Raw genomic sequence first — 12,060 nt, 5'->3', positions numbered from 1 at the left:
GAGGCGGGGGTGCCGACGGACCGGCGGGCGGGGTCGGTGCGCTGGAACTGTGTCTGCTGCGTGAGTCGCTCGCACAGGGGTGCACGGAGGCCGAGACCGCCCTCGCCCTCCAGGGCCTCGGCGCGTATCCGATCGTCCAGGCCGGAACCGGCTCGCAGCGGGCGCGCTGGCTGCCCGAGGTGAGCGCGGGCCGGGCCGTGGCCGCGTTCGCGCTGAGCGAGCCGGGGGCGGGTTCGGACGCGGCGGCGCTCGCCCTGCGGGCCGTACCGGACGGCGACGGCTGGCTGCTGACCGGTGAGAAGCGCTGGATCTCCAACGCTCCCGAGGCCGACTTCTACACGGTCTTCGCCCGTACGGACGGTGCGGATCGCGGGCGTACGGACGGTGCGGGGCGCGGGCGTGCGGGGGCCGGAGCCGGTGCGCGCGGGATCACCGCCTTCCTCGTTCCCGCCGGCCGGCCCGGACTGACCGGCACCCCGATCGAGATGCTCGCGCCGCACGCCATCGGCGCCCTCGCCTTCGACTCCGTACCCGTGACCCCCGACGATGTCCTCGGCGAGGTCGGGCACGGCTTCCGGGTCGCCATGAACACCCTGAACCTCTTCCGCCCCAGCGTCGGCGCGTTCGCCGTGGGCATGGCACAGGCGGCCCTCGACGCGACGCTTGAACACACCGCCGGGCGCACCGCGTTCGGTGGCCCGCTCAAGGATCTGCAGGCCGTCGCGCACCAGGTCGCGGAGATGGCGACCCGTACGGAGGCGGCGCGGCTGCTCGTCTACGCGGCGGCCGAGGCCCATGACTCGGGCGCCCCCGGGGTACCGCGCCGCTCGGCCATGGCGAAGCTGTTCGCCACCGAGACCGCGCAGTACGTCGTCGACTCCGCCGTCCAACTGCACGGCGCCCGCGCCCTCCAGCGCGGCCACCCACTGGAGCACCTCTACCGCGAGGTCCGCGCACCTCGTATCTACGAGGGCGCCACCGAGGTCCAACGGACCATCATCGCCAAGGAGTTGTACCGGGAGCGGCACGAACGGGCGCAGCGGTACGCGTACGAACAGCCGCCCGTGGAGCGGGATACGGCGCGATCGCTCGCGGAGCACGACACGGCCTCGGACAAGGAGGCGAACGCATGAGCCTGGAACGCGTCAATCCCGCCCAGCTCTCCCCGGCCACCGGCTTCTCGCACGCCGTCGTCGCCACCGGCGGACGGCTGGTCCTGCTCGCCGGACAGACCGCGCTCGACGGCGAGGGAAAGATCGTGGGGGAGACCCTTCCCGCCCAGCTCGAGACCGCACTCGGCAATCTGCTGGCCGCGCTGGCGGCGGCGGGCGGCGCGCCGGGCGATCTGGCCCGGGTGACCGTCTACACCACGGATGTGGCGGACTACCGCGCGCACGCCGCCGAACTCGGTTTGATCTGGCGCCGGTTGGCCGGCCGCGACTACCCGGCGATGGCGGTGATCGGCGTCGTACGGCTCTGGGACGTAGCGGCGCTGGTCGAGCTGGACGGCATCGCGGTCCTGCCGTGAACCGTGATCCGTGATCCGTGACCTCAGGCTCCGTGACCTCAGGTGGTGATGGGCTTGGTCTGGGTGCAGTTCTTCCATTCGACCCAGGGGCGGGTGCCGCCGCTCCGCGGCGCGGTGGCGTAGGTGGGGTCGCCGGTGATGGTCTGCTGCTTGTGCTCGTGGGTGATGTCGATGCCGAAGAGCTTGAAGCCGAGAGTGACCTGTCCGGCGGAGATGCCGAAGCCGATGCCGAGCGAGGCGTTCCACCAGTCGGTGTTGGCCTTGTAGTCGAGACGGGAGAGCTTGCCCTTGTCGTGCAGGAGCCGCTCGATCGGGCCCGCGTCCGAGTCCGGCGCCTCCGCCGCGTCCGACGGCGTCGGCAGCGCGTCACTGGCCGGGAAGTCACCGCGCCCGCGCAGCCAGTCCTCCACCAGCGTGCTGTCCGCGTCGTTGTCGAGGACGAGCTCCGCCGACTCGGTGTGGATCCGGGACTCGATGGTGCCGCCCCCGCCGCCGACGTCGATGGACACCGGGCCCGCGTTCGTCCCGGTGCCCACCTGGACACCCGGTCCCTCGCCGGCTTCCTGGCTGGTGGTGATGACCATCTTCTGGGGGTGGTGCGGCTGGCCGTTCTTCGCCTCCTCGTCGTACAGCGCCGCGTCGTAGGTCACCGCCACCTGCTGCATCCGGCTGCCCCTGACCTGTGCGATCTCACCGCCCTTGCCGCTGACGGTGAAGGTGTAGACGAAGGTGATCTTCCCGGCGTCGGGCCCGGTCTTGGTGCGCAGGACCACCACATCCTCGGTCATCGTGCCGGAGGCGATGTCGCTGGATATGCTGCCGAGGCTCTTGGGCTTGCCGTCCTTGCCGTCCGAGCCGCCGCTGGTGAACGACTTGCCGAAACTCAGCCCGCCCGACGCCTCGGTGGTCGTCTTGGTGATGTCGACGTCCGGCAACCGCTCCGGATTGGAGTCGTCGATCTGCGAGCGGGCGCTGTTCTGGCACCCGACCACACTGATGGGCGAGACGGGGGAGCCGATCATGGCGTCGCAGGTGTCCTTCTGCTTCAGCCCCTCGGCGAAGGCCTTGGCGTCGGCGAGGTTGGCCTCCAGATCGTCCTGGGGGTTGTCGCTCTTGTGGCTGCTGAACACCCACTGCCCGCCCTTGCCACTGCCCTGCATATAGGTGCCGCTCAGCGAGGCCTTGGCGTCCCAGTCCTTGAGCCCGGGTATGCCGGCGGAGACGCTAGTCGTGACGCCGACACTGCTGTCGGTCACGCGCTCCACGGTGACCGTACCGTCGGACCACTGCTGGACCTTGAGCTGTTCCGAGCCACTGATCTTGATGAACAGGATCTGGATGACCACGGTGTCCTTGGTCTGGTCCTCGGAGAGCAGGCACTTCGCGGGCTGGAACGGATCGCCGGGCGGTACGGCGGGATCCTCACCGTCACCCCCGCCGTCCCCGTCACCGCCTCCGCCGCCCCTGTTGCTTCCCGAGTCGCAACCTGAGGTGCCATCGGCTGCATGAACGATTCTGCACACCGCGTCCTTGAGCCCCACGGCCTCGTCCTCGGGCACCGTCAGCCCGACGATCGCAGCAACGATCAATGAGACGACCCCGGCGACGGCGACATACTCGATGCCGCCCTGCCCCCGGTCCCTCCCGCTACTGCCATGCCCACGCCAATCAGGGAACCAGCCGGCGCCCTTCCTCATCCCCGCTCCTCGCACACTGCCGTAACCGTTCCCCCCGAACGGAAGGCAGCGTAGGAACGAACCCGGACCCAACAGCAGGGCCCCCGGACCCACTTACGGGCCCAACCCAGCCCCATGACCAGGCCCAACGCACAACAGCGGCAGTGGATGTCCCGTGCTCCAGCCGACGAAGTCCTGGCCGATGTTGGGGGTCATCGGCATGCTCATGCCGACCAGCGCGTTCCGGACGGTCGCGTTCTTGACGCCGGCGGAGGTGAGGCAGCCCGTTGAACGGGGTTGTCCGGGGCGGCTCCGACGCCGTGATCACACCAGGTACCACAGGAACGTTCCTTGGCGCCGGTCACAGCATCGCGAATGCTCCGTCCTCCGTCCCCCGCCGGCCATGCTGAATCCTGTAGCAACGCCCGTGTTCAGTCTCTACAGTCACCGCATGGCCACCATGGACGGGCACCCAAGTCGGCCCGATATCGCCGCGATGCTCACCGATCAGACGAGCGCGTGCAAGCCAGCACGCGAGGCGGTCGCCGTCGGCGCCGAGGTGAGAGTCGGGGACAGGGCGGTGCCCCATTGGATGGTCGCCGGCATCGCTGCGACGAGGCTGAAACGGTCATTGAAGCGCGGCCTGCCCGAGACCATCGGTCTCGACGAGACCGTTGAGATCCTCGCGCGGTACCGCGGCGGGCAACTGCGTACCGGGACAATCGGCGCAGCAGACCGGCTCTCTTTCTTCACCCTGTACTTCGACGCCGCCGGGACCGAGCTCCTGGCATGCGACGGACGATTTGCGAAGCCCAGCACGACCCTCCCCGCGGACAATGGCACCATCGTCACCGTAAAGGCGAATCGTCCCTTCACGAAGCGCCCGAACGATGGATGAGGATCACGTGACGCATAGGCCTGGCGAGCTCGACGAGATCCATGCCCGATGGATCCAGAACAGGAATCGCCGCACGGACGATCCCGAGTATCAGGAATCCTGGTACGACGAGCAGTGCGGCGGATGCCGCTTCTGGATTCCGCTATCAGGAACGCTTGGCTCGGATTACGGTGCATGCGCGAACTCGGTGTCGCCTTTCGATGGGACTGTTCGATTCGAGCATGACGGCTGTGAGGCGTTCGTGGAATCGGAGCGATGGACTGTGTCTGACGACCCATGAGGGGCTGCCTTCTTGATGGGCTGTCGGTAGGCTGTCAACGTGATTCAATTCAAATTCTCCCTGCGCCCCAATCAAGGGGGCCCCAGTGGCTTCGACCTGGGAGATATTGTCGTCACGGGAGAAAGCGGAATTGCTACATCTGTCGGACAATCGCCTGATCAGGGGGTGATGATTTACCTCTCCATTTCGCTTCTGCTTGATCAAATGGCCACCCTGGTGGGATCGTCAAAGGGATCCTTCAAGTTCGTTGGTGCAGACTCTTCGTTTATGCTTACCTTCAGAATGAAGGGGAACATTGTGGAGACTTCCGGCCGAGGCCGGACCATCGGAGTGGCGGACTCGGCTGAGCTTTTTGAGGAAGTCCTCAGGGCGGCTGAGGAGTTTGCGGCGAGCGGGTTCAGCAGACTGCCCGAGTCTGACGCCGTTCGGGAGGATTTCTCGACGTCGCTGCTGCAATTCAGGCGATGTCTTACTCGATGAGCTTGGGCAATTTTCTTGTGAAGGCGATCGCGTGCCTGCATGCATCACGGTTTCCCGGGCGCGTGCTCCGGAGGGTACGCCGACGTGGCCGATCGACGATCCGGGCTCAAGCGCCGGCGTACGGAACTTCCTTCGGCACGATTGACGGTCCAGCAAGCCCGGCGCTGTGCCGTCAGGCTTGCTGGACAGCGGGCCGCAACCAGGGTCGTCGGGCGTCACCGCGCCCCCTCCTTACCGGCATTCGGCCCGCTCAGAGGGGGGTGCGGTGGTGCGGGCGTGGGGCGATCAGATGTCCCGGAAGATCTCGATCTGCGCGCCCACCGAGTTCAGGCGTTCCGCCAAGTCCTCGTAACCCCGGTTGATGACATAGACGTTGCGCAGCACCGACGTTCCCTCCGCCGCCATCATCGCCAGCAGGACGACCACCGCCGGGCGCAGGGCGGGGGGGCACATCATTTCGGCGGCTCGCCAGCGGGTGGGGCCTTCGACCAGGACGCGGTGGGGGTCCAGGAGCTGGAGGCGGCCGCCGAGGCGGTTGAGGTCGGTCAGATAGATCGCGCGGTTGTCGTAGACCCAGTCGTGGATCAGGGTCTTGCCCTGGGCCACCGCCGCGATCGCCGCGAAGAACGGCACGTTGTCGATGTTCAGGCCCGGGAACGGCATCGGGTGGATCTTGTCGATCGGCGCCTCCAGCTTGGAGGGCCGTACGGTCAGGTCCACCAGCCGCGTACGGCCGTTGTCGGCGGAGTACTCGGTGGACCTGTCGTGGTCGAGGCCCATCTCCTCCAGCACCGCCAGCTCGATCTCCAGGAACTCGATCGGCACCCGGCGGATGGTGAGCTGCGACTCGGTGACCACCGCGGCGGCGATGAGGCTCATCGCCTCGACCGGGTCCTCGGAGGGCGAGTAGTCCACATCGACATCGATGCTCGGCACGCCGTGCACGGTCAGGGTGGTCGTACCGATGCCCTCGACCCGTACGCCCAGCGCCTCCAGGAAGAAGCAGAGGTCCTGGACCATGTAGTTGGACGAGGCGTTGCGGATGACGGTCGAGCCGTCGTGGCGTGCGGCGGCCAGCAGGGCGTTCTCGGTGACGGTGTCACCGCGCTCGGTCAGTACGATCGGGCGGCCCGGAGAGATGGTGCGGTCCACCTGTGCGTGGTAGAGCCCCTCGGTCGCGGCGATGTCCAGACCGAACCGGCGCAGCGCGATCATATGCGGCTCGATGGTGCGCGTACCGAGGTCGCAGCCGCCCGCGTACGGCAGCCGGAAGGTGTCCATCCGGTGCAGCAGCGGGCCGAGGAACATGATGATGGAACGGGTACGGCGGGCCGCCTCCGCGTCGATCGCCTCCATGTCCAGCTCGGCGGGCGGCACGATCTCCAGGTCCACCCCGTCGTTGATCCAGCGGGTCCGTACGCCGATGGAGTTGAGCACCTCCAGCAGCCGGAACACCTCCTCGATGCGCGCCACCCGGCGCAGCACCGTACGCCCCTTGTTCAGCAGCGAGCCGCAGAGCAGGGCCACACACGCGTTCTTGCTCGTCTTGACATCGATGGCGCCGGAGAGACGGCGTCCGCCGACCACCCGCAGATGCATGGGCCCGGCATAACCGAGCGAAACGATCTCACTGTCGAGCGCTTCACCGATGCGCGCGATCATCTCAAGGCTGATGTTCTGGTTACCGCGCTCAATGCGGTTGACGGCGCTCTGACTGGTGGCCAGGGCGTCCGCGAGCTGACTCTGTGTCCAGCCCCGATGCTGGCGGGCGTCGCGGATGAGCTTGCCGATGCGTACGAGGTAGTCGTCTGCCATAGAGGCAGGTTATCTCAGATGTGAGATAAGGGTGATGCTGGGGGGTGCCGTTGGGGTGACGGCCACCCGGGGGGATCCAGGGTGCCCACCCACGTGGAATCCAGGCGGCCCGCGCACAGCACGGACCGGGCCCGGACGCACGGGGCGGCCACCCATGTCCGATCCTGTGCATCGGGGGGCCGCCCCGGCAACCGCTGCGCGGCTGTACGGGTGGATCAGGCGCGGATCAGTGGAGCTGTACCCCCGGCCGGCCCGACTCCGTGATGTACGAGGCCCGGGTCGAGACGGGCGCGCCCGGGGTCGTCACATAGGGAAGCACCCGGAAGTCGGCCCGGCAGGTCTCCCGGGTGAGTGAGCAACGGACGTAACCGCGCTGGAAGTTGGTGAACTTGATATGCGGATTCGCCGCGATCAGATTCGCCCCGGAGGGGTCGAGGTCCATACCGTCCTTGCCGGTGGCGATCGAGCTGCCGACGAATTCGACGCCGATCGTCGGTGAGTCCGGGTCGTCGTAGTCCTGCTTGAGATCAGCCGCGAGATGGCGGTGCATATCGCCGGTCAGTACGACGGGATTGCTCACGTCCTGGTCCGTGAGCTGCTTGAACAGCCGCCGGCGCGAGGCCACGTAACCGTCCCAGAAGTCCATCACGAACGACTGTCCCGCACCCGGGTCGGTGTCGACCTGCCCGACCGGGATCTGTTGCGGGATGAGGTTCCAGGTGGCGTCGGAGCGCCCCAGGCCGCGGTAGAGCCACCGCTCCTGCTCCGCGCCGAGGATGCTGCGCTCGGGCAGCAGCCGTTCGGCGCAGCCGCTCCTGGTGCCGTCGCCGCAGGGCTGGTCGTCGCGGAAGAGCCGGGTGTCGAGGATGTGGAAGGTGGCCATCCGCCCGTACCGCAGACTCCGGTACATCCGGGCGTCAAAGCCCTGCGGCTTGTTCGGCAGGCGCAGCGGAAGATGTTCGTAGTACGCCTGGAAGCCCGCCGCGGCGCGTTGACGGAAGACCGCCGGGTCCTGGTCCGGTTCGTTGTCCAGCTTGGAGATGTCGCGTGCCCAGTTGTCCTCCACCTCGTGGTCGTCCCAGACGACGGCCCAGGGGTGGGCCTGGTGGGCGGCGATCAGGTCCTGGTCGAAGCGGTGCAGGGCGTGCCGGTTGCGGTACTGGGTGAGGGTCGTCGGCTCGGGGCGCAGCTCGGCGGCGACCGGGACCTGCCGTACCCCGCCCATCGCGTCGATGGGGTTCTCGTAGATGTAGTCGCCGAGATGGAGGACGAGGTCGACGTCCTCGTCGGCGAGATGCCGGTACGCGGTGTAGAAGCCCTCGAACCACGCCTGGCAGGAGGCGAAGGCGAAGTTGACGGCCTTGGGGCGGCTGAACGGCGACGGCGCGGTACGGGTACGGCCCACCGGGCTGACCACTCCGCCGGCCCGGAACCGGTAGTAGTAGCGGTGTCCCGGCAGCAGTCCCGTGACCTCGACATGGACCGAATGGGCGAGTTCGGCGACCGCGCGGGTCCGTCCGCTGCGTACGACCCTGCGGAAGCGCTCGTCGGTGGCGACCTCCCAGTGGACGTCGACGGGGGCCGGGTCCATTCCGCCGGCGCCGTCGGGGGCGAGCGGGTGGGGGGCGAGCCGGGTCCACAGGACGACACCGTCCGGCCAGGGGTCGCCGGACGCGACGCCCAGGGTGAAGGGGTCCTCGCTGAACCGCTCCCTGGCCCGGGCGCGACTGGCCGTCAGACCGCCCGCGGCGAGCGCCAGGGCGACGGTCCCGGCACCGAGCACGGCCCGTCTCTCCAGGGCGCTGGTGCCGCCGGTCCCACTGTTCTCTCTCATGAAGACTGGTCCGTTCGTCGTGCATGGTCCCGCCGCCCGAGGGGGGATCCACGCGTGATTTAACGTCCGTTCATGTGGTAATCACACGGTGAATATCACACTGGAATCGGGGGCCACAAGGGCACCCGCCGAAGGGGGTCCTGAGCGGGTACGGCGCTTGTCGCGCGCCCTGTACGGGGAGTTCGGTCACGCTATGAGATGGGTGATTGAGCGCATCGGTAACACTCTTGACACCTCTCGCGGGGTGCTCATAGTCTCCACGCCACAGAATTCACGTTAGATTTCACATTCAAAGATGGTCGTCTTCACGGCAGGCAAGTGACGACGAACGGACGAACAGACGAACAGCCAACGGCGATGCGCCACTCGGCGCGAGGGAGGACGCGCCCGTGGCCCTGCGCCCCTATGCCCTGCGGTGCGACCATCGCACCACCCCGCTGGGAATCGACGAGTCCGCTCCCATGCTCTCCTGGCGTCTCGTCTCCGGCCGCCGGGGCGAGGACCCCGCCGCGTACCGGATCCGGGTCGCCGAGCGGCCGGAGGATCTGGACGAGGGCGGCCAACCCCTGTGGGACACGGGCAGGGTCGAGGACCCGGCCGCGATCGGCGCCGTGTACGAGGGGCCGCCGCTCCGGGCCCGTACGCGCTACCACTGGCGGGTCACCGTATGGGCGGCCGGGCCGCCCACCGGTTCTGCCGAGGACACCTCCTGGTTCGAGACCGGGATGACGGTCCGATCGTCCGACAAACCTTTCGGCGGACCTTCCGACAGGCCTTTCGGCACACTCTCCGCTACGCCGTCCGAGGCACCGTCAGCCGCCGGTCCCTGGCGGGCCTCCTGGATCGCCCACGACCCCCGCCCCATCCCGGTCATGGACGCCCCGACCGAGGGCGAGCGCGCACTCGACCACCACGGGCTCGCACCCTGTCCCCTTCTCCGCCGCGCCTTCCCCGCCAGCACCGCCACCCGCGCCCGGCTCTATGTGAGCGCGCGCGGGCTGTACGAGGTCCGCCTCAACGGCACCCGGGTCGGCGACGCCGAACTCGCGCCCGGCTGGACCGACTACACCCGCCGTGTCCAGTACCAGACGTACGACGTGACCGAACTGCTCCTGGACGGCGAGAACGTCCTCGCGGCGACCGTCGCGGACGGCTGGTGGAGCGGATTCGTCGGCTTCGAACCGCGCAGAGCCGGAGCGCACTACGGCTCACGCCCCCAGTTCCTGGCCGAACTCCATTCCACCGGCACGGACGGCCGTACCACCACCATCGCCACCGACGGCTTATGGCGCACCCACACAGGAGCCATCCGGCACGCCGATCTGCTCATGGGCGAATGCCATGACCTCCGGTACGCGGCCGACGGCTGGGACCTGCCCGGCTTCGACGACTCCGGCTGGACACCGGCCCTGGCCGTCGACTCCGACCACCGGCTGCTTGTCGCCTCGGTGGACGAGCCCGTACGGGCGACGGCCACCCTGCGCCCCCGCTCCCTCACCCGTGTCCGGGACGGCGTCCATGTCGTCGACTTCGGCCAGAACCTCGCCGGACGGGTACGGCTCCGTCTCGGCCGGCTCGCCCCCGGCAACCGTGTCGTCATACGCCACGGCGAGGCGCTGGACGAGAGCGGTGCTCTCTATACGGCGAACCTCCGCACCGCCGCCGCCACCGACATCCTGATCGGCGACGGCCGGGCCCCCGTCGTGTTCGAGCCGCGCTTCACCTACCACGGCTTCCGGTACGCGGAGATCAGCGGAGTCCCCCATCTGGACGAGGACGCCGTCGTCGCCGTGGCCCTGCACAGCGACACCCCGTGGACCGGCGCCTTCGACTGCTCCGACCCCGATGTGCGCAGGCTCCACACCTGTGTGGGCTGGGGACAGCGTTCCAACTTCGTGAGTGTGCCCACCGACTGCCCCCAGCGTGACGAACGGCTCGGCTGGCTCGCCGACGCCCAGGTCTTCCTCCCCACGGCCGCCCTCAACGCGGATGTGGCCGCCTTCTATACGAAGTGGCTGCGGGATGTGGACGACGCACGCACCCCGGACGGCGGCTTCACCAATGTCGCCCCGCGCCTGGTGGGAGTCGCCGACGAAGGAGCCCCCGGCTGGGCCGACGCCGGTGTGATCATCCCCTGGCATCTTTACCGTACGTACGGCGATCCCCGCTTCCTCTCCCGCGCCCTGCCCGGCATGCGCGCCTGGGTCGAGCTGATCCACCGCCACAACCCCGATCTGATCTGGCGCCGGCGCGTGGGGCCGCACTTCTCCGACTGGCTCGCCCCGGGCACCCCCACCCCGCGCGACGTCATCGCCACCGCCTACTTCGCACACAGCGCCCGGCTCACCGCCAGGGCCGCCGGTGTCCTCGGACAGCGGGACGTGGCCCGCGACCTCCACAAGCTGGCCTCCGACATCCGCGAGGTCTTCGTCGAACGGTTCGTGACCACCGCGGACCACGGCGCCACCGTGCGCGTCGAGGGCGACACCCAGACCGGCTATCTCATCGCGCTGGCCTTCGGCCTGCTGCCGACCGCGGACGCCGTCGACGGTGCCGCGCGCCGCCTCGCCGAACTGATCGAGCAGGCCGGCCCCGCCCTCCGGACCGGCTTCCTCGGTGTCGCGCTCGCCGCGCCCGTCCTGGACGCCCATGGCCGCGACGATCTCGCGCACGCGCTGCTGCGCCGTACGGACGTACCCTCCTGGCTGTTCCCGGTGCGCCACGGCGCCACCACCATCTGGGAACGCTGGGACGGCTGGACCCCCGAGACGGGTTTCCGCGCCCCCTCGATGAACTCCTTCAACCACTACGCGCTCGGTTCCGTCGGCGAGTGGCTCTACCGAGGGGTGGCGGGCCTCGACCAGAAGCCGGACTCCATCGCATACGGCGAGCTGAGCATCCGCCCCCGCCCCGGCGGACTCACCCACGCGAGTGCCCGCTACGAATCGGCCCGCGGCACGGTCGCGGTGCGGTGGCGGCGCGAGGGGGACCGGTTCGATCTCGATGTGCAGGTACCGCCCGGGGCCACCGCCGAGGTCCGCGTACCCACCAGCGACCCGGAGTCCGTACACGCGGACGGAGAAGCTGACGGAGAGGCGGCCGGAGAGGCGGCCGGGGAACGCGGGCAGTACGAGGAGCGCGGGCAGTACGTCGAGCGCGGGCAGCGCGTCGAGCGCGGGCAGCGCGTCGAGCGCGGGCAGTACGACGGGCACAAGCGGGACGACGGGCACGGACGGGACAACGCACACGGGCGATACGACGTCGGCGCCCACGTCACGCGGGTCGCGGCCGCCTCCGACCACGCCCTCTACCGCGTGGCCTCCGGCCGCTACCGCTTCACCGCGGCCCTCACCGCGCCCGCCTCGCCCCGCCCGCCACTCACCCCGACCCCACGCACATCCGCTCCGGCGGCCCCTTCGTCCGTCGGCTCCCACGCGGAGGACACACCATGACCACGGGGTCTCGCAACCGTCCGGGCCCCGGCCCTGCCCCGGTCCCGGGTACGGTCAGCCGCCGGGGGTTCCTCCGTATCGTCTGGGCCGCCGCCGC

The 12,060-nt window shown here is 69.2% G+C and carries 9 protein-coding genes; 6 read left to right on the top strand and 3 right to left on the bottom strand.

All coding sequences use genetic code 11. The annotated features are described in order from the left end of the window. Both WH07_RS30575 and WH07_RS30570 read left to right on the top strand, forming a co-directional pair. On the top strand, positions 1–1,133 hold a 1,133-nt coding region (locus tag WH07_RS30575; protein ID WP_046507143.1), incomplete at its 5' end, for an acyl-CoA dehydrogenase family protein. After that, on the top strand, positions 1,130–1,528 hold the full coding sequence (locus tag WH07_RS30570; RefSeq protein ID WP_046507140.1) for a RidA family protein: 399 nt from the start codon (positions 1,130–1,132) through the stop codon (positions 1,526–1,528). The genes WH07_RS30575 and WH07_RS30570, both read left to right, overlap by 4 nt. Positions 1,529–1,566: 38 nt before the next feature. Here the strand turns inward: WH07_RS30570 and WH07_RS40555 are convergent, their stop codons facing one another. Next, on the bottom strand, positions 1,567–3,225 hold the full coding sequence (locus WH07_RS40555; protein ID WP_046507137.1) for a hypothetical protein: 1,659 nt from the start codon (positions 3,223–3,225) through the stop codon (positions 1,567–1,569). Between the two features lie 430 nt (positions 3,226–3,655). Between WH07_RS40555 and WH07_RS38265 the strand changes: the two genes are divergently transcribed. The 3 genes from WH07_RS38265 to WH07_RS30555 are packed head-to-tail and all read left to right on the top strand — an operon-like array spanning position 3,656 to position 4,862. Further along, positions 3,656–4,102: a hypothetical protein gene (locus WH07_RS38265; protein ID WP_198533924.1), complete on the top strand. Its 447-nt coding sequence runs from the start codon at positions 3,656–3,658 to the stop codon at positions 4,100–4,102. Beyond that, positions 4,095–4,382, top strand: a complete 288-nt coding sequence (locus WH07_RS38260; protein WP_079023693.1) for a DUF3027 domain-containing protein — start codon at positions 4,095–4,097, stop codon at positions 4,380–4,382. The genes WH07_RS38265 and WH07_RS38260 overlap by 8 nt, the downstream gene beginning before the upstream one ends. Positions 4,383–4,421: 39 nt before the next feature. Continuing rightward, the gene (locus WH07_RS30555) at positions 4,422–4,862 is read left to right on the top strand and encodes a hypothetical protein (RefSeq protein ID WP_157877461.1); all 441 of its coding nucleotides are present in this window, start codon (positions 4,422–4,424) and stop codon (positions 4,860–4,862) included. A gap of 285 nt (positions 4,863–5,147) precedes the next feature. Here the strand turns inward: WH07_RS30555 and WH07_RS30550 are convergent, their stop codons facing one another. Together WH07_RS30550 and WH07_RS30545 are read right to left on the bottom strand one after the other, a co-directional pair. Continuing rightward, positions 5,148–6,677, bottom strand: a complete 1,530-nt coding sequence (locus tag WH07_RS30550; protein ID WP_046507129.1) for a helix-turn-helix domain-containing protein — start codon at positions 6,675–6,677, stop codon at positions 5,148–5,150. A 226-nt stretch (positions 6,678–6,903) separates the two neighbouring features. Beyond that, positions 6,904–8,511 (bottom strand): alkaline phosphatase D family protein, encoded by a 1,608-nt coding sequence (locus tag WH07_RS30545; RefSeq protein ID WP_046507126.1) that lies wholly within the window; start codon positions 8,509–8,511, stop codon positions 6,904–6,906. A gap of 389 nt (positions 8,512–8,900) precedes the next feature. Here WH07_RS30545 and WH07_RS30540 point away from each other — a divergent pair, with 389 nt between their 5' ends. Further along, complete coding sequence (locus WH07_RS30540) at positions 8,901–11,963, top strand: alpha-L-rhamnosidase (protein WP_052744608.1); 3,063 nt, start codon at positions 8,901–8,903, stop codon at positions 11,961–11,963. Positions 11,964–12,060: the final 97 nt, after the last annotated feature.

It is taken from the genome of Streptomyces odonnellii (assembly GCF_000981895.1).
Classification (GTDB): Bacteria; Actinomycetota; Actinomycetes; order Streptomycetales; family Streptomycetaceae; genus Streptomyces; species Streptomyces odonnellii.
The sequence above is the reverse complement of the archived record's forward strand: the minus strand, read 5'-3'. Positions and strand labels throughout refer to the sequence as shown.

What these genes read in the sequence shown, in the direction of transcription:
- WH07_RS30570 (WP_046507140.1), top strand. Translation starts at nt 1,130, where the DNA reads ATGAGCCTGGAACGCGTCAATCCCGCCCAGCTCTCCCCGGCCACCGGC.
- WH07_RS40555 (WP_046507137.1), bottom strand. Translation starts at nt 3,225, where the DNA reads ATGAGGAAGGGCGCCGGCTGGTTCCCTGATTGGCGTGGGCATGGCAGT.
- WH07_RS38265 (WP_198533924.1), top strand. Translation starts at nt 3,656, where the DNA reads ATGGCCACCATGGACGGGCACCCAAGTCGGCCCGATATCGCCGCGATG.
- WH07_RS38260 (WP_079023693.1), top strand. Translation starts at nt 4,095, where the DNA reads ATGGATGAGGATCACGTGACGCATAGGCCTGGCGAGCTCGACGAGATC.
- WH07_RS30550 (WP_046507129.1), bottom strand. Translation starts at nt 6,677, where the DNA reads ATGGCAGACGACTACCTCGTACGCATCGGCAAGCTCATCCGCGACGCC.
- WH07_RS30545 (WP_046507126.1), bottom strand. Translation starts at nt 8,511, where the DNA reads ATGAGAGAGAACAGTGGGACCGGCGGCACCAGCGCCCTGGAGAGACGG.